This window comes from Streptomyces sp. NPDC042201 (assembly GCF_055582185.1).
This window is the reverse complement of record NZ_JBVJDS010000005.1, coordinates 468,654-485,032: the sequence shown is the minus strand read 5'-3', so window position 1 is coordinate 485,032 and position 16,379 is coordinate 468,654. Positions and strand designations below refer to the sequence as shown.

Genomic DNA, 16,379 nt, shown 5'->3' with positions numbered 1-16,379 from the left:
GACGGCCTGACGAGGGGGGTCTGGTGGGTCAGAGCGGTGTGAGACGGGAGGGGGCGCGGCAACGCGCCCCACAGGCCCGGGAGCTGGGCTGGGACGACAGCCTGTACGAGGGTGAGGGCGCGCGGCCGGAGGGCTCGGGCGACAGCCGGAGCGCGGGCGGCGAGGACGGTCACGACAGGAGTGGGCGCGGCGGCGGCGCCGGCCGGCGGCGCGGCAGGCGCGGCGCCGGGCGAATACTCCGCTGGGCCGCCGCCGTGCTGTCCCTGCTGATACTCGGGACGGCCGGTGCCGGTTATCTGTACTACCGCCATCTCAACAGCAATATCCGCAGCGGCGAGCGCAGCAACGGCGCCGGCGGCCTCGACAAGCCCCAGGCCAACGCGGCCGGCCAGACCCCGCTGAACATTCTGCTGATCGGCTCCGACAGCCGTAACAAGCCGGAGAACGTCAAGCTCGGCGGCAGCAAGGACACCGTGGGCAACAAGCCGCTCGCGGATGTGCAGATGCTGCTCCACGTCTCCGCCGACCGGAAGAACGCCTCGGTCGTGAGCATCCCCCGTGACACCCGGGTCGACATCCCGGAGTGCAAGGACGCCAAGACCGGCGAGGTCTACCAGAAGACCAACGCGATCATCAACAAAACGCTGGGGCGCGGCGGCCCCGGCTGCACCCTGAGCACCTGGGAGAGCCTGACCGGGGTCTACATCGACCACTGGATGACGATCGACTTCTCCGGTGTGGTGCGGATGGCCGACGCGATCGGCGGCGTCGACGTGTGTGTGGAGAACAACATCTGGGACCGGGGAACGCCCCTCGCCCCCGGCGGCTCCGGTCTCAAGCTGACCGAGGGCACCCACCAGATCCAGGGCAAGCAGGCGCTCCAGTGGCTGCGCACCCGGCACGCGTTCGGAAGCGACCTCGGCCGGGCCAAGGCCCAGCACATGTACATGAACTCGATGATCCGCGAGCTCAAGTCGCAGAGCGCGTTCACCGACACCGGGCGGCTGACCGATCTGGCGGAGGCCGCGACCAAGTCGCTGGAGGTCTCCAAGGAGGTCGGTACGGTCAAGAAGCTGTTCGACCTGGCCATGCAGCTGAAGGACGTGCCGACGAACCGCATCACCATGACGACGATGCCGACGGTGCAGGACCCGCAGGACCAGAACCATCTGGTCGCCCAGGAGGCGGACGCCGACAAGCTGTGGGCGATGGTCCGCGACGATGTGGCCTTCGATTCGAACGGCGACAAGTCCACCGGCAAGAAGAAGCCGGCCGAGCGCGTCTCCAAGGACCCGGCCGCGGCGCCCGCCGAGACCGGTGTGATCGTGCGCAACGGCACCGGTGGCGAGCAGAGCCCGGTGCAGCGCCGCGCCGCTGACATCGCCGAGCAGCTCAACGGCAAGGGCTACGCGCTGGCCAAGGCCGACTCCCTGCCCAGTCCGCAGGAGAAGACCACGGTCAGCTTCCCCAGCGCGGATCTGGAGGGGGACGCGCAGGGCGTGGCCAAGGCTCTCGGGATTCCGCTGAGTTCGGTCAAGCTGTCGACGGACGTCTCGGGGGTCACGCTGGTCGTGGGCGCGGACTGGCGCACCGGCCCGTCGTACCCGAAGGAGGCCGCGCCCGAGGCCGGCTCCATCCCGGACACGGCGGACGCCCTCAACGGGGCGGAGAAGGACTGCATGCCCGTGTACGCGCCGTACCGCTTCTGAGTCCGGTTTCCTTACCTAAAAACGCCGTGCAGAAAGACGGGAGCGCCGTCCGGTGAACCACCGGACGGCGCTCCCGTTTCGCGTGATCCCTACGCCTCGACCGGCGCCGCGGCGGGGCGGCGGCTCGCGATGACCTTCTTCGCGAGCGAGCGCGGACTCGTCAGGAAGCCGTACCCCCACGACATGTGCATCGTGGCCAGCGCCACCGGGATCTGGAGCCGCGCCGTGAGCGGCAGGCCCTTGCCCGCCGGGACCGACCCCGCGGCAATCGCCGCGAGATAGCCCGCGGGGACGAGGAAGCCCCAGGGCGTGAGCACCGCGCCGACGACGAGGCCCGCGGCTATGGCGCAGACGGCCGTCGGCGGGGCGAGGTAGCGCAGGTTGATCGAGCCGGAGTGGTAGCGGGCGACGACATGACGCCAGCGGCCGTAGTCCTTGTACTGCTTGGCGAGCGCCCTGACCGAGGGCCGCGGCCGGTACTGGACACGCAGCTCGGGGGAGAACCAGATCGCGCCGCCCGCCTCGCGGATACGGAAGTTCAGCTCCCAGTCCTGGGCGCGGATGAACTCCTCGTTGTAACCGCCCTGCTGTTCCAGCGCCTCGCGCCGGAAGACACCCAGATACACGGTTTCGGCGGGCCCGGCCTGGCCTCCGGTGTGGAAGGCCGCGTTGCCGACGCCGATCTTCGAGGTCATGGCGGCGGCGACCGCGTTCTCCCAGTCGTTCTCGCCCTCGGCGTGCATGACGCCGCCGACGTTCTGCGCGCCGGTCTCCTCCAGGAGTCCGACGGCGGTCGCGATGTAGTTCGGCGAGAGCATGCCGTGGCCGTCGACGCGCACCACGATGGGGTGCTTGGACGCCTTGATCGCGGCGTTCAGCGCGGCCGGGGTGCGGCCGGTCGGGTTGGGGACGGTGTGGACGCGGGCGCGGCTGTCGGACGCGGTCTCCCGTACCAGCTCTGCGGCGATCTCGTCCGTACGGTCCGTCGAAGGCCCGAGCGCGATCACCACCTCCATCTCGCCCTCGTACTCCTGCTCCAGGATGTGCCGGACGGAGTTCCTCAGATGGCGTTCCTCATTGAGCACCGGCATGATCACGGAGACCGCGGGCGGCAGGGCAGGCATGTGGTCCTTCGGGGTCCTTCGGGGCCCGGGGACCGGCCTCGGCCAGGGCTTCACACGGACCATGGCCGGCCTTCGGGAGATGGCGGTTTGACCGCCACGTTACCGCGAACGGGGGACAGCGACGCGCGCCGCCCGGTTGCCGACCGGTGTCACTGATCGTATGGGCTTACTGCTCCTACGATCCCCCTGCCACCGTGGAGGTGTTCCCCGTGCCCACGCCGCCCCGCTCAGCCCGCCGCCCCTCCCGCCCCTCCCGCTATGCCCGTCCCTCCGGCTCCTCCCCCCTCTCCTCCCCGCCTCGCCGGCCGCCCGCCCGTACCGGGAAGCGCGCCGGACGGCGGGCGGCGGGGAACAGCCGGCCGCGCTGGGGGATGCGGATGGCGACGACCTTCTCCGTACTCGTCCTGGGGGCGGGCGGGATCGGCCACGCGGTGGTGACCAGCCTCAACACGGGGATCGGCCGGGTCGACGCGTTCAAGGACATGAAGAACCGACCCGGCGCGGGCCATGGCCTGAACTTCCTGCTCGTCGGCACGGACGGCCGCGACAAGATCACGGATGACGAGCGGCAGAAGTACCGGCTCGGTGGCGCGCCCTGCCACTGCACCGACACGATCATGCTCGTCCATCTCTCGGAGGACGGGGACCGCGCCAGCGTCGTGAGCGTGCCGCGTGACAGCTACGCCGAGCTTCCCGAACACACCGACGGAACCACGGGCGAACACCACAAGCCCCACCCGGTGAAGCTCAACGCGGCATACGCGGAGGGCGGGCCGAATCTGACGGTCAGGACCGTGGAGCAGATGACCGGCGTGAAGATCAGCCACTATCTGGAGGTCGACTTCGCCAGCTTCATGAAGACGGTGGACGCGCTGGGCGGGGTGGAGATCTGTACGCCCCGGGTGCTGCGGGACTCGTACACCGGCCTCGATCTGACGGCCGGCACCCACCAGCTGAACGGCGGCCAGGCGCTCCAGTACGTACGGTCCCGGCATCTCGACGGCGGCGCCGACCTCGGCAGGATGCAGCGCCAGCAGCGCTTCCTGGCCGCCCTGATCAGCCGGGCCACCAGCAGCGGAGTCCTGCTGAACCCGGTGAAGGTCAGGGACGTCGCCTCGACCATGCTCAAGTCGGTCCGGGCCGACGCGGGCTTCGGTACGGAGCAGATGCTCGCCATGAACGAGGCGATGCGCGACTTCTCCCCCTCCTCATCGGAGTTCACGTCGGTGCCGGTCTCCGGTTCCGACAGGCAGGTCGACGGAATCGGTGCCACGGTGAGCTGGGATCCGGTGAAGTCGAAGAAGCTCTTCCAGGCGCTGCGCGAGGACAAGCCGCTGACACCGGAGCGGCCGGCCGGCGCCCGGCCACCGCAGCAGCCGCAGAACGCGCGGGGCCCGGAACCGGAGACGCGGAAGAAGGCCACACTGGTCGAGGTGAAGCCGCAGCAGATCCGAGTGCAGGTCTTCAACGGGACGCGTACGGACGGGCTCGGCAAGCGGGTCGACGACGCGCTGCGCGGCACCGGCTTCGTGACGACCCGCGCGCCTCTCAACTCCGACGGGGGCGAGGTGCGGCGCACGGTCGTGATGTACGACCCGCGCTGGGACCGCTCGGCGAAGTCCCTGGCGGCCGCGCTGCCCGGCAGCGAGCTGCGCCCGGTGGAGCAGCAGGGTCCGACGCTCAAGGTGGTGGCGGGGACGGACTACAGGGCGGTGACGCCGGTACGGGCCGAGGAGGCCCCCAAGGGCCCGTTCGCCACGGTGACCGGCGACCAGGTCGTCTGTCCCTGAGCGGGGGCGGCCGGCCTAGTCGTCGATGCCGTCGGCCGCGCGCTTCTCCCGTAGCTCCTTGATCGCGCGCCGCCGGGCGAGCCGGTGCGTACGCCGGATCTGCGCCTCCTGGTAGCGCCGCCGGTCCGGTTCCGTCTCCGGGACGACCGGCGGGACGGCGCGCGGCTTGCCGTCCGCGTCGACGGCCGCGAAGACCAGATACGCGCTGCCGACCTGGGTCGCCGGGGTGGACTCGTTCCAGCGCTCGGCCAGCACCCGTACGCCGACCTCCATCGAGGACCGGCCCGTCCAGTTCACCTGCGCCTTCACATGCACCAGGTCGCCGACGCGCACCGGCTCCAGGAAGACCATCTCGTCCATGGAGGCGGTGACCGCGGGCCCACCGGAGTGCCGGCCCGCGACGGCCCCGGCCGCGTCGTCGACCAACTTCATGATCACGCCGCCGTGCACCGTACCGAGAAGGTTGGTGTCACTGCCGGTCATGATGTGGCTGAGCGTGGTCCTGGACGCGGAGGTGGGCTTGCCCGGAATCTCGGTCTCCGGACGGTGGGCCTGGTCTGTCATGCCGTCCACCTTATGCGGGGGTCCGGCACGCTTGTGCGAGGGTCCGGCACGGTCCGCATTGCATCAGGTTGGCAACAGGCCCGACCCGATTTCCCACCTGCCCTGTATGGCGCACCGGCGTGCCCTGCACACTGGTTCGTATGAATGACTGGCCCGATGGGCGGAACGGCGGCCGCGGCGAGAGCGGCGACCACTACGGGCGTGGCAGCGCGGGCTCGCAGCCCGAGGGCGCGCGCGTGATGCCGCATGTGCAGCCGCGCGGCGTCCCTCAGCAGTCGCGGGGGTACGACCAGGGCTACGAGCCCGGGTACGACAGCGGCTACAACACGGGCCAGGTCTACGGCGGCCCGCCCGGCGGCGGCGGCCACAACGGCGGCCCCCCGCCCCCGCCGGGCGGCGCCCCCGGCCCCCGGTACGCCCCCGACTGGCGCCGCCGTATCAAGCTCGGCGCCCTCACGCTGGTCGTGGTGATCCTCGGGGTGTCCATAGGCACGTACTTCTGGGCCGACGGCAAGCTGCAGCGCGAGGTCGACCTCTCCAAGGTCATCGAGCGCCCGAAGACGGGCGACGGCACGAATTACCTGATCGTGGGCTCCGACAGCCGCGAGGGCATGTCCGCCGAGGAGAAGAAGCAGCTCCACACGGGCTCGGCCAAGGGCAAGCGCACCGACTCGATGATGATCCTGCACGACGGCTCCAACGGCCCGACGCTGATATCCCTGCCGCGCGACTCGAATGTGACGATCCCCTCGTTCCGCGGCTCGCAGTCCGGCAAGCTCTTCCCGAACACGGGCCGCCAGACGAAGCTCAACGCGGCTTACGCGGAGGACGGCCCCGAGCTGCTCGTCCGTACCGTCGAGTACAACACCGGGCTGCACATCGACCACTACGTCGAGATCGGCTTCGCCGGCTTCGCCAATATCGTGGACGCGATCGGCGGGGTGGAGATCGACATCCCGAAGGCGTTCAAGGACAAGAACTCCGGCGCCGACTTCCAGGCGGGCAAGCAGACCCTGAACGGCGAGGAGTCCCTCGCCTTCGTACGGACCCGGTATGCCTTCGCCAACAGCGACCTGGACCGTACGAAGAACCAGCAGAAGTTCCTCGCGGCCCTGGCCTCCCAGACGGCCACCCCCGGCACGATCCTCAACCCCTTCAAGCTCTACCCGACCATGGGCGCGGGCCTGGACACCCTGATCGTGGACAAGGACATGTCCCTGTGGTCCCTGGGCCAGATGTTCTTCGCGATGAAGGGCGTCACGGGCGGCGACGGCAAGTCCATGAACATGCCGATCTCGGGCAGCGTGGGCGGCAACCTCGTCTGGGACAAGGCGAAGGTCAAGGAGCTGGTGAACCAGCTCAACAACGACGAAAAGGTAACGGTCTCCGACACCCGCTGACCGAGCGCCCGGGCGGACACATCAGGCGGGCACCCCAACGGGTGCCCGCCTGACCTGCACGAGCGCCTGTCCAGACTTCTCGCGACCTGAGCCCCGCTCTGCGGGGCTCAGACCAGCCACTTTCCTGCGCGCATCAGCGTTCGCCCGGGCATTTCGGGAACCGTTCCCCATGCCTGCAGGAATTCCGGAACGACCCGGAACCAGACATATGAGGGGTGGTCCTCCCGCGGATCCCAGCCGCCTTTCGCGGCAAAGGCGTCGCCCACCTCGGCCGGAAGTTCCTCTCGGGTCAGCATGCGCGCGATGCCGTGGACCAGGACCACGTCCCTGGTGTGGCCGAAGGAGAGGCGGACCCTCCCCGAGGCAGCCAGGTTGTGCCCGGTCGGGTTGGTATCGCGGGTGGAGAGCCATACAGCCTCGCCATCCCACCAGAAGGCAAGGGGAACGAGGCACGGCTCGCCGGTGTCGTCGGCGGTGGCGACCCACACATCGTCGTCCCGGGCGAGCCGTTCCAGCGCCTCGCGCTTGCGCTGCTCCGGGCTGCGGGGACCGCTGAGACGAGAATCAACTGACGTCATGGAACGAGGCTATGGCTTGATCCTTAACGCCACATCCGTCAGCGGAACTAGGACGCAGGGATTAAGTCTCGTGGGGCATGGCCAGTTGGGGACCAGGCTCACGACCCACGATCGTCGCAACACACAGCGTGTTGCGACGATCGCTGGAATACGCCCAGTGCCGGGGGCCATGGTGTCGCTCAGGGAAGGTTTCGGGCCATCACTATGCGCTGGACCTGGTTCGTGCCTTCGTAGATCTGGGTGATCTTGGCGTCGCGCATCATGCGCTCCACCGGGTAGTCGCGGGTGTAGCCGTAGCCGCCGAGCAGCTGGACCGCGTCCGTGGTGATGTCCATGGCGGCGTCGGAGGCGAAGCACTTCGCCGCGGCGCCGAAGAAGGTCAGGTCCTCCTTGGCGCTGCCCGCGGAGACGCGCTCCGACCTGGCGGCCGCCGCGTAGGTGAGCTGGCGGGCGGCCTCCAGCTTCATCGCCATGTCGGCCAGCATGAACTGCACGCCCTGGAAGTCCGCGATCGGCTTGCCGAACTGCTTGCGCTCCTGGACATAGCCCTTGGCGTAGTCGAGCGCGCCCTGCGCGATGCCGAGCGCCTGGGCCGCGATCGTGATGCGGGTGTGGTCCAGGGTCTTCATCGCCGTGGCGAAGCCGGTGCCCTCCGCGCCGATCAGCCGGCCGGCGGGGATACGGACGTTGTCGAGGTAGACCTCGCGCGTCGGGGAGCCCTTGATGCCGAGCTTCTTCTCCGGGGCGCCGAAGGAGACGCCCTCGTCGCCCTTCTCGACGACGAACGCCGAGATGCCCTTGGTGCGCTTGTCGGGATCGGTGACGGCCATCACCGTGTAGTAGTCGGAGACGCCGGCGTTGGTGATCCAGCGCTTCACGCCGTTGAGGACGTAGTGGTCGCCGTCCCGTACCGCCTTGGTCTTCATACCGCCCGCGTCCGAGCCGGCGTCCGGCTCGGAGAGGCAGTACGAGAACATCGCGTCGCCCTTGGCCAGCGGGCCGAGGTACGCCTTCTTCAGGTCCTCGGAGCCGGCGAGGATCACGGGCAGCGAGCCGAGCTTGTTCACGGCCGGGATCAGGGAGGAGGAGGCGCAGACCCGCGCGACCTCTTCGATGACGATCACGGTGGCGAGGGCGTCGGCCCCGGCGCCGCCGTACTCCTCGGGGACATGGACGGCGTGCAGGTCGGAGGCGACCAGCGCGTCCAGGGCCTCCTGCGGGAAGCGTGCCTCTTCGTCCACCGCGGCGGCGAACGGTGCGATCTTCGCCTCGGCGAGCGCTCGCACGGTCTCGCGGAGCATGTCGTGCTCTTCGGACGGGCGGTACAGGTCGAAATCAGCCGATCCGGCCACGGTCTTTCACTCCCCAAGATGCTAACTACCGTTAAGTAACACAATTTTAGGGGGCAGAGCCGCCGCAGGCATAGGTGAGTTTGCCGACAGCGGCCCGGACACAGGGAGATGTGCCCCTGCGGAGCCCCCGTGACGCGCGGCTATGCTCGGGCCCGCACCCGCCCGCATCTCTCTGGAGCACCTCATGGCCCTCAAGATCACCGTGATCGGCACCGGCTACCTCGGCGCCACGCATGCCGCGGCCATGGCGGAGCTGGGCTTCGAGGTCCTCGGTCTCGATGTGGTCCCGGAGAAGATCGAGATGCTGTCCGCGGGCCGCGTCCCGATGTACGAACCCGGCCTGGAAGAACTGCTGCGCAAGCATGTCGCCGGGATCGAGGGGTCGAGCGGGCGGCTGCGGTTCACCATGGACTGGGCGGAGATCGCGGAGTTCGGCGATGTGCACTTCGTCTGCGTGAACACCCCGCAGAAGCACGGCGAGTACGCCTGCGACATGTCGTACGTCGACTCCGCGGTCGAGAGCCTCGCCAAGCATCTGGCCAGGCCCGCGCTGGTCGTCGGCAAGTCCACGGTGCCGGTGGGCAGCGCGGAGCGGCTCGCGGCCCGCATCGTCGAACTGGCCCCGGCGGGCGGCGAGGTGGAGCTCGCCTGGAACCCGGAGTTCCTGCGCGAGGGCTTCGCCGTACAGGACACGCTGCACCCGGACCGGATCGTGGTGGGCGTACGCAGCGAGCACGCCGAGCGGGTGCTGCGCGAGGTGTACGCGACACCGGTCGGCGAGGGCTCGCCGTTCGTGGTCACGGACTTCCCGACCGCCGAGCTGGTGAAGACGTCCGCGAATTCCTTCCTGGCCACGAAGATCTCGTTCATCAACGCGATGGCGGAGGTCTGCGAGGCGGCCGGCGGCGATGTCGCCAAGCTGGCCGAGGCGTTGGGGCACGACGAGCGGATCGGCAAGAAGTTCCTGCGCGCGGGCATCGGCTTCGGCGGCGGCTGTCTGCCGAAGGACATCCGGGCGTTCATGGCGCGCGCCGGCGAACTGGGCGCGGACCAGGCACTGACGTTCCTGCGCGAGGTCGACTCGATCAATATGCGGCGCCGCGGCCACATGGTAGAGCTGGCCCGCGAGGCCGTGGGCGGTGACTCGTCCTTCCTCGGGAAGCGGGTCGCGGTGCTGGGCGCGACCTTCAAGCCGGACTCCGACGACGTACGGGACTCCCCCGCGCTCAATGTCGCCGGGCAGATCCATCTCCAGGGCGGCCAGGTGACGGTGTACGACCCCAAGGGCATGGAGAACGCCAAGCGGCTCTTCCCGACCCTGGGTTACGCGGACTCCGCGGTGGCGGCGGTGCGCGGCGCGGACGTCGTCCTGCACCTGACGGAGTGGAGCGAGTTCCGCGAGCTGGACCCGGCGGTCCTGGGCGAGGCGGTGTCACGCCGGCTGATCCTGGACGGCCGCAACGCGCTGGACCCGGAGCTGTGGCGCGCGGCGGGCTGGACGTACCGCGCGATGGGGCGCCCGCGGGCCTGACACCCCTGGCCGCCGCTACTCCGCGGTCGTGCGGCGGGCGCGGTAGGTGCGCATTTTGGCGCGGGCGCCGCAGACCGACATCGAGCACCAGCGGCTCCGGCAGGCCGGGCTGCGGTCGTAGTACGCCCACTGGCAGTCCTCCGCCTCGCACGCCTTGAGACGTGACCAGGTGCCGTCGGCGGCAGCGGCCGCGATGGCCGCGGCGATACGGGACGTCAGCGCGTCCGGGTCGCCGGCGGGGCGGAGCGCGGCCGCGCCCCCGGCGTCGACCGTGACCCGGAGCGGGGCGTCGGCGAGCAGCCGGTCGAGATCGGCCGTCGAGCGGCCCGGCGGGCGATGGCCCGCGTGGACGAGGCACACCGTGCGCAGCGCCTCGCGGAGCTCACGGGCCGCCGGAGTGTCCCCTTCGGTGAGACCGAAGGCGGCGCGGCCGTCCGCCGTATCGAGGGTGTCGGCGCCCGTCTCGATGTCGAGCGTGTTCACCAGGGCCTCGATCAGGGCGAGCCCTCCCGGTGCGGGCGGCCTGTCATTCATGGTTGCGACGTTACCTCTTGTGCTGGAGCATGCAGTAACCGTTACCCCTTGAAGGGGTTTAGCAGTAACAGCCGAAGCGAGGAGAGAACGCCATGGCCATCGCCACTCTGGGCACCGTCGTCCTGGACTGTCCCGACCCGGTCGCGCTCGCGGGTTTCTACGCTCAGGTGCTGGGCGGTGAGGTCGAGGACGACGGCGACGGCTGGGTCGAGCTGACCGGCGCGCCCGGCACCACGCTCGCCTTCCAGGTCGCGCCCGGCTTCGTACCGCCGTCCTGGCCCGCGCCGGAAGGCTCGCAGCAGTTCCATCTGGACCTGAAGGTCGAGGACCTGGACGCGGCGGAGAAGCAGGTGCTCGCACTGGGCGCGGCGGCCCTGGACACGGCGGACGCGTCCCGCACGTGGCGCGTCTACGCGGACCCGGCGGGCCACCCGTTCTGCCTCTGCGCCTGCTGATTCGCCGTCCGGCGGGGGGTGCGGGTGCGGGTTGTCTTGGGCGGGGGCCGGTTCTCGGGTGCGGGTTGTCGCCGGTGGCCGGGCAGGGGTGGTGTCCTGGACTGCATGATTTACGGCGCGTGCGGACCGGATCCCGGGTGACCGGTTGTCGAGCGCCACAAATCACGCTCTACGTCCTGGACACCACCCCTACCCGTCCCCCTCCACCGCCCGCCACAGACCCCCGGCCCCAGACCCACGAGCCGCCTGGCGCGGGCCCACCGGCGGGAGGGGGTCGGGGGTGCAGGAGGTGTGTGTCCGGACGTAAAGCGTGATTTGTGGCGCGCGACGAGCCGCACCCGACAACGCACCCGCAGGGCGCCGTAAATCATGCAGTCCGGACACGCACCTCCGGAACCCCCGACCCCCGCACCACGACAAACGACCCCGCACCCGCACCCCCCGCCGGAGGCGCCCCGCACACACAGCGCGCTACGCGCGCACCCCGTCCAGGTCCGTGATCCGTGCCTGCGAAGGACCCCGCTCGTCCCGCAGCCCCCGCGCCACCTCCTCCGCCGCACGCAGCACACGCACCGCGTTCTGCCACGTCAGCTTCGCCAGGTCCGACGTGGACCACTTGCGGGACAGGAGTTCCGCGATCAGGTTCGGGTAGCCCGCGACATCCTCCAGCCCCGTCGGCGTGAAGGCCGTGCCGTCGAAGTCGCCGCCGATGCCGATGTGGTCGACCCCGGCGATCTCGCGCATGTGGTCCAGATGGTCGGCCACCGTCGCCGCCGTCGCCATCGGGCGCGGGTTCGACGCCTCGAAGGCCTGGTGGATCTTCATCGCCTCGGCCGTGGTGTCGAGGGCGTGCAGGCCGTGCGCCCGCATGTTGTCGTCCGCCCTCGCCGTCCAGGCCACCGCCGCCGGGAGGATGAACTTCGGTACGAACGTGGCCATCGCGACCCCGCCGTTGTCGCGCAGCAGCGCCAGCACATCGTCCGGGATGTTGCGCGGGTGGTCGCAGATCGCCCGCGCCGACGAGTGCGAGAAGATCACCGGCGCCTCGGTCACGGCGAGCGCGTCGTGCATCGTCGAGACGGCCACGTGCGAGAGGTCGACCAGCATGCCGGTCCGGTTCATCTCGCGGACCACCTCGTGGCCGAAGGCCGAGAGGCCCCCGACGCCCGGGACGTCCGTCGCCGAGTCCGCCCACGCGATGTTGTCGTTATGGGTCAGCGTCATATAGCGGACGCCCAGAGTATGGAGCGCCCGCAGCGTGGCGAGGGAGTTGTTGATGGAGTGGCCGCCCTCGGCCCCCATCAGCGAGGCGATCCTGCCCTGGCGGCGCGCGGTCTCCATGTCGTCCGCCGTGCTCGCTCGGGCCAGGTCCTGCGGGTAGCGGGCGAGCAGCCGGCCGACCACGTCGATCTGTTCCAACGTCGCGCTCACCGCGTCGTCGCCGGCCATGTCGGACCGTACGAACACCGACCAGAACTGTCCGCCGACCCCGCCGCGCCGTAGCCGGGGGAGGTCCGTGTGCAGATGCGCCGACTGGTCGTCGGCGATGTCGAGCCGGTCCAGGTCGTAGCGGACCTGCTCGCGCAGCGCCCACGGCAGGTCGTTGTGACCGTCGACCACGGGGAAGGTGGCCAGCAGCTCCCGCGCCTCGTCGAGGAAGTCCGTGGAGCCCACGGCCGTCACTTCCCGAACCCGAAGTGCTCCGAGCCTTCGACCTTCGCGCGCAGCCGCTTGCCCTTCGCCGTGGCCTGGTCGTTCAGCTCCTGCTGGAATTCGCGGATCCGGGTCTGGAGGTCCGGGTCGTGGGCCGCGAGGATACGCGCCGCCAGCAGGCCCGCGTTCCGGGCGCCGCCGACCGAGACGGTGGCGACCGGCACCCCGGCCGGCATCTGGACGATGGACAGCAGCGAGTCCATGCCGTCGAGGTACTTCAGGGGTACGGGAACACCGATCACCGGCAGCGGCGTCACCGAGGCGAGCATGCCCGGCAGATGCGCCGCGCCGCCCGCGCCCGCGATGATCGCCTTGAGCCCGCGCCCGGCCGCCTCCTCGCCGTACGCGATCATCTCGCGCGGCATCCGGTGCGCGGAGACGACGTCGACCTCGTACGGGATCTCGAACTCGTGGAGGGCCTGCGCGGCGGCCTCCATGACGGGCCAGTCGGAGTCCGAGCCCATCACGACGCCAACTACGGGGGAAGTCATTCGGTGATCGTTCCTCGGAGGTAGCCAGCGGCGTGACGGGCGCGCTCCAGCACGTCGTCCAGGTCGTCGCCGTAGGTGTTGACATGACCCACCTTGCGGCCGGGCTTCACGTCCTTGCCATACATATGGATCTTCAGCTGGGGATCCCGGGCCATGCAGTGCAGATAGGCCGCATACATATCGGGATAGTCACCGCCGAGGACGTTGCACATGACCGTCCAGGTCGCGCGCGGGCGCGGATCGCCGAGCGGCAGATCGAGCACGGCGCGCACATGGTTGGCGAACTGCGAGGTGATCGCGCCGTCCTGGGTCCAGTGCCCGGAGTTGTGCGGACGCATCGCCAGTTCGTTCACGAGTATCCGGCCGTCGCGGGTCTCGAAGAGCTCCACCGCGAGATGGCCGACGACGCCCAGCTCGGCGGCGATACGGAGCGCGAGCTGCTGGGCCTCGCCCGCCACCTCCGGCGAGAGGCCGGGCGCGGGTGCGATGACCGTGTCGCAGACGCCGTCGACCTGCTGCGACTCGACGACGGGATAGGCGACGGCCTGGCCGTGCGGGGAGCGGACGATATTGGCCGCCAGCTCCCGTACGAAGTCGACCTTCTCCTCGGCGAGGACGGGGACACCGGCCCGGAACGGCTGCTCGGCGTCCTCCTCGGACCGTACGAACCAGACGCCCTTGCCGTCGTAGCCGCCGCGCACCGTCTTGAGGATGACCGGGAACCCGCCCACCTCGGCCGCGAAGGCCACGGCGTCGGCCGGGTCGGCCACGATGCGGTGGCGCGGGCAGGGGGCGCCCAGCTCGGTGAGCCTGGCGCGCATCACCCCCTTGTCCTGGGCGTGCACCAGCGCGTCCGGGCCCGGCCTGACGGGGATGCCGTCCGCCTCCAGGGCGCGCAGATGCTCGATCGGCACATGTTCGTGATCGAACGTGATCACATCGCAGCCGCGCGCGAAGTCACGCAGCGTGTCCAGATCGCGATAGTCGCCGATGACGACATCGTTCACCACCTGGGCCGCCGAGTCCTGCGGGGTGTCACTGAGGAGCTTGAATCTGAGGCCGAGGGGGATGCCCGCCTCGTGGGTCATACGGGCGAGCTGACCGCCGCCGACCATGCCGACTACCGGGAACGTCACGCTCCCAGGGTATCCGCCGCCCGGCGGGGCCCGGTCCGCCGCGCCCTGCCCCGTACAGCCGTCGCCCGGTGTCGCGGACCGTTACACGCAGTCGCCCGGTCGGCCTCATGAGCCGGTCGTTAGCATGGCCCGGGTACTGACAACCGAGCGGACGGGGCTGAGCGGGCAGATGAGCGAACGGGGCGCACTCCGCGTGCGACTGGACCGGCTCGTGCGCGAGGCGGCCAAGTTCGGCGCGGTGGGCGGCGCGGGGCTGCTGGTCAATCTCCTGGTCTTCAATGTCGTACGGCACACCACCGAGATTCCCGTGGTGCGGGCCAGCATCCTGGCCACCGTCGTCGCCATCGCCTTCAACTACGTGGGCTTCCGCTACTTCACCTACCGGGACCGCGACAAGAGCCGCCGCACCAAGGAGCTGACGCTCTTCCTGCTGTTCAGCGTGGTCGGCCTGGTGATCGAGAACGGGGTGCTCTACGCCGCGACCTACGGCTTCGGCTGGGACACCCGGCTGCAGAGCAATGTGTTCAAGTTCCTCGGCATCGGGATCGCGACGCTCTTCCGCTTCTGGTCCTACCGCACCTGGGTGTTCCGGGCGCTGCCCATCGGCGGCGCGGAGCCGTCGGACGCGTCGTTCCTGGAGCGGCGGCGGTCCAAGGACGACGTCATCCGCTGACGCGTACGCCGTGCTCCCGCGGCTCAGCGGACCGGCCGCTCCGGTTCCTTCGCCGGCGCCGTGCGGGTACGGGCCTCCCGGCTGAGGAAGAGGGCGAAGACCGCCGGCTGCTGCTGGAGCAGCTCCAGCCGGCCGCCGTCCGCCTCCGCCAGATCGCGGGCCACGGCAAGGCCGATCCCGGTGGAGTTGCGGCCGCTGATGCTCCGCTCGAAGATCCGCGCCCCGAGGTCCGCCGGTACGCCGGGGCCCTCGTCGGTCACCTCGATGACGGCCTGATTGCCCGTGACCCGGGTGCGCAGGGCGACCGTACCGCCGCCGTGCATCAGCGAGTTCTCGATCAGGGCGGCGAGTACCTGGGCGACCGCGCCCGGGGTGGCGACCGCCCGCATGCCGTGCCGTCCCGAGCAGACGATGGCCCGTCCCGCGCTGCGGTAGGCGGGGCGCCACTCCTCGATCTGCTGCTGGACGACCTCGTCCAGGTCGAAGGCGACGGCCGAGCCCGTGCGCGGGTCGCGGGCGTTGGTGAGCAGCCGCTCCACCACGTCGGTCAGCCGCTCCACCTGCGTCAGCGCGAACGTCGCCTCTTCCCTCACGGTGTCCAGATCGTCGGTGGCGGAGATCTCCTCCAGCCGCATCGACAGCGCGGTGAGCGGGGTACGGAGCTGGTGCGAGGCGTCCGCGGCGAGCCGCCGCTCGGCGGTGAGCATCCGCGCGATCCGCTCGGCGCTGGCGTCGAGGACATCCGCGACCCGGTCCAGCTCGGGCACCGCGTACCGCTTGTGCCGGGGGCGCGGGTCACCGGAGCCGAGGCGCTCCGCGGCCTCCGCGAGATCGGTGAGCGGTGAGGCCAGCTTGTTGGCCTGACGCACCGCCAGCAGTACGGCGGCGATGACGGCGAGCAGCGCCACCATGCCGATGATCAGCAGGGTGCGGCCGACCTCACGGGTGACCGAGGAGCGGGCCTCCTCGACGGTGACGTTCTCGCCCTCCTCGCCTCTTTTGACGGCCCGGATGACGCTGCCGCTGGGGCGCTCACCGATCTCGATCGGGGACCGGCCCGGGATGTCGATCCGGGCGTACCGTTCGACGTCGACCTGCTTGGCCAGGACCTCGGAGGTGATGTTCTCGCCGCCGAGCAGGCGGCTGTCGACGATGCCCACCAGGCGCAGCGCCTCGGAGTCGACGCTCTCCTGCGCGCTGCTGCTGATGGTGCGGGTCTCGACGATGACGAGCGACACCCCGAACACGGCGATGACGACGAGCACCACGGCGAGCGTGGAGTTGATCAGGCGACGGCGCAAGGTGCCCTCCGGGCGGGATGACGCGACG

The 16,379-nt window shown here is 70.3% G+C and carries 15 protein-coding genes; 6 read left to right on the top strand and 9 right to left on the bottom strand.

Annotation, left to right across the window (positions count from 1 at the left end):
• Positions 1-23: 23 nt before the first annotated feature.
• On the top strand, positions 24-1,709 hold the full coding sequence (locus tag ACZ6MZ_RS15805; protein WP_469352305.1) for an LCP family protein: 1,686 nt from the start codon (positions 24-26) through the stop codon (positions 1,707-1,709).
• Positions 1,710-1,798: 89 nt separating this feature from the next.
• On the opposite strand, the gene ACZ6MZ_RS15800 is transcribed toward ACZ6MZ_RS15805, so the two are convergent.
• Positions 1,799-2,833 (bottom strand): glycosyltransferase family 2 protein, encoded by a 1,035-nt coding sequence (locus tag ACZ6MZ_RS15800; RefSeq protein ID WP_469352303.1) that lies wholly within the window; start codon positions 2,831-2,833, stop codon positions 1,799-1,801.
• A 209-nt stretch (positions 2,834-3,042) separates the two neighbouring features.
• Here ACZ6MZ_RS15800 and ACZ6MZ_RS15795 point away from each other — a divergent pair, with 209 nt between their 5' ends.
• Complete coding sequence (locus tag ACZ6MZ_RS15795) at positions 3,043-4,623, top strand: LCP family protein (RefSeq protein WP_469352301.1); 1,581 nt, start codon at positions 3,043-3,045, stop codon at positions 4,621-4,623.
• Between the two features lie 15 nt (positions 4,624-4,638).
• Here the strand turns inward: ACZ6MZ_RS15795 and ACZ6MZ_RS15790 are convergent, their stop codons facing one another.
• The gene (locus ACZ6MZ_RS15790; RefSeq protein WP_469352300.1) at positions 4,639-5,187 is read right to left on the bottom strand and encodes an acyl-CoA thioesterase; all 549 of its coding nucleotides are present in this window, start codon (positions 5,185-5,187) and stop codon (positions 4,639-4,641) included.
• 140 nt (positions 5,188-5,327) lie between these two features.
• On the opposite strand from ACZ6MZ_RS15790, the gene ACZ6MZ_RS15785 reads away from it, so the two are divergent.
• Positions 5,328-6,587, top strand: coding sequence for an LCP family protein (locus ACZ6MZ_RS15785; protein ID WP_469352298.1), 1,260 nt, complete (start codon positions 5,328-5,330; stop codon positions 6,585-6,587).
• Positions 6,588-6,694: 107 nt separating this feature from the next.
• Here the strand turns inward: ACZ6MZ_RS15785 and ACZ6MZ_RS15780 are convergent, their stop codons facing one another.
• Both ACZ6MZ_RS15780 and ACZ6MZ_RS15775 read right to left on the bottom strand, forming a co-directional pair.
• On the bottom strand, positions 6,695-7,165 hold the full coding sequence (locus ACZ6MZ_RS15780) for a pyridoxamine 5'-phosphate oxidase family protein (RefSeq protein WP_469352296.1): 471 nt from the start codon (positions 7,163-7,165) through the stop codon (positions 6,695-6,697).
• A gap of 179 nt (positions 7,166-7,344) precedes the next feature.
• The gene (locus tag ACZ6MZ_RS15775) at positions 7,345-8,517 is read right to left on the bottom strand and encodes an acyl-CoA dehydrogenase (protein ID WP_384187445.1); all 1,173 of its coding nucleotides are present in this window, start codon (positions 8,515-8,517) and stop codon (positions 7,345-7,347) included.
• Positions 8,518-8,701: 184 nt separating this feature from the next.
• Between ACZ6MZ_RS15775 and ACZ6MZ_RS15770 the strand changes: the two genes are divergently transcribed.
• Positions 8,702-10,048 carry a UDP-glucose dehydrogenase family protein gene (locus ACZ6MZ_RS15770; protein WP_384187443.1) on the top strand — a complete coding sequence of 449 codons (1,347 nt, stop codon included), beginning with the start codon at positions 8,702-8,704 and terminating at the stop codon, positions 10,046-10,048.
• Positions 10,049-10,063: 15 nt separating this feature from the next.
• On the opposite strand, the gene ACZ6MZ_RS15765 is transcribed toward ACZ6MZ_RS15770, so the two are convergent.
• Positions 10,064-10,582, bottom strand: a complete 519-nt coding sequence (locus tag ACZ6MZ_RS15765) for a CGNR zinc finger domain-containing protein (RefSeq protein ID WP_389792138.1) — start codon at positions 10,580-10,582, stop codon at positions 10,064-10,066.
• Positions 10,583-10,674: 92 nt separating this feature from the next.
• Between ACZ6MZ_RS15765 and ACZ6MZ_RS15760 the strand changes: the two genes are divergently transcribed.
• Positions 10,675-11,037: a VOC family protein gene (locus tag ACZ6MZ_RS15760; protein ID WP_469352293.1), complete on the top strand. Its 363-nt coding sequence runs from the start codon at positions 10,675-10,677 to the stop codon at positions 11,035-11,037.
• 471 nt (positions 11,038-11,508) lie between these two features.
• Here the strand turns inward: ACZ6MZ_RS15760 and ACZ6MZ_RS15755 are convergent, their stop codons facing one another.
• Genes ACZ6MZ_RS15755 through ACZ6MZ_RS15745 form a run of 3 tightly spaced genes read right to left on the bottom strand, consistent with a single transcriptional unit; the run spans position 11,509 to position 14,377 of the window.
• Positions 11,509-12,711, bottom strand: coding sequence for a dipeptidase (locus tag ACZ6MZ_RS15755; protein WP_469352291.1), 1,203 nt, complete (start codon positions 12,709-12,711; stop codon positions 11,509-11,511).
• Between the two features lie 5 nt (positions 12,712-12,716).
• Positions 12,717-13,241, bottom strand: a complete 525-nt coding sequence (gene purE, locus ACZ6MZ_RS15750; protein WP_384187433.1) for a 5-(carboxyamino)imidazole ribonucleotide mutase — start codon at positions 13,239-13,241, stop codon at positions 12,717-12,719.
• On the bottom strand, positions 13,238-14,377 hold the full coding sequence (locus tag ACZ6MZ_RS15745) for a 5-(carboxyamino)imidazole ribonucleotide synthase (RefSeq protein ID WP_384336544.1): 1,140 nt from the start codon (positions 14,375-14,377) through the stop codon (positions 13,238-13,240). The genes purE and ACZ6MZ_RS15745 overlap by 4 nt, the downstream gene beginning before the upstream one ends.
• A gap of 169 nt (positions 14,378-14,546) precedes the next feature.
• Between ACZ6MZ_RS15745 and ACZ6MZ_RS15740 the strand changes: the two genes are divergently transcribed.
• A complete protein-coding gene (locus ACZ6MZ_RS15740) occupies positions 14,547-15,050 on the top strand; it encodes a GtrA family protein (RefSeq protein ID WP_389790989.1) in 504 nt (167 codons plus the stop codon).
• Positions 15,051-15,073: 23 nt separating this feature from the next.
• Here ACZ6MZ_RS15740 and ACZ6MZ_RS15735 read toward each other — a convergent pair whose 3' ends face one another.
• Positions 15,074-16,351 carry an ATP-binding protein gene (locus ACZ6MZ_RS15735; protein ID WP_469352288.1) on the bottom strand — a complete coding sequence of 426 codons (1,278 nt, stop codon included), beginning with the start codon at positions 16,349-16,351 and terminating at the stop codon, positions 15,074-15,076.
• Positions 16,352-16,379 lie beyond the last annotated feature (28 nt).

Bases quoted from the DNA above. Each gene is read 5' to 3' on its own strand.
- ACZ6MZ_RS15800 (WP_469352303.1), bottom strand. From the start codon at position 2,833: ATGCCTGCCCTGCCGCCCGCGGTCTCCGTGATCATGCCGGTGCTCAAT.
- ACZ6MZ_RS15790 (WP_469352300.1), bottom strand. From the start codon at position 5,187: ATGACAGACCAGGCCCACCGTCCGGAGACCGAGATTCCGGGCAAGCCC.
- ACZ6MZ_RS15785 (WP_469352298.1), top strand. From the start codon at position 5,328: ATGAATGACTGGCCCGATGGGCGGAACGGCGGCCGCGGCGAGAGCGGC.
- ACZ6MZ_RS15780 (WP_469352296.1), bottom strand. From the start codon at position 7,165: ATGACGTCAGTTGATTCTCGTCTCAGCGGTCCCCGCAGCCCGGAGCAG.
- ACZ6MZ_RS15770 (WP_384187443.1), top strand. From the start codon at position 8,702: ATGGCCCTCAAGATCACCGTGATCGGCACCGGCTACCTCGGCGCCACG.
- ACZ6MZ_RS15765 (WP_389792138.1), bottom strand. From the start codon at position 10,582: ATGAATGACAGGCCGCCCGCACCGGGAGGGCTCGCCCTGATCGAGGCC.
- ACZ6MZ_RS15760 (WP_469352293.1), top strand. From the start codon at position 10,675: ATGGCCATCGCCACTCTGGGCACCGTCGTCCTGGACTGTCCCGACCCG.
- purE (WP_384187433.1), bottom strand. From the start codon at position 13,241: ATGACTTCCCCCGTAGTTGGCGTCGTGATGGGCTCGGACTCCGACTGG.
- ACZ6MZ_RS15740 (WP_389790989.1), top strand. From the start codon at position 14,547: ATGAGCGAACGGGGCGCACTCCGCGTGCGACTGGACCGGCTCGTGCGC.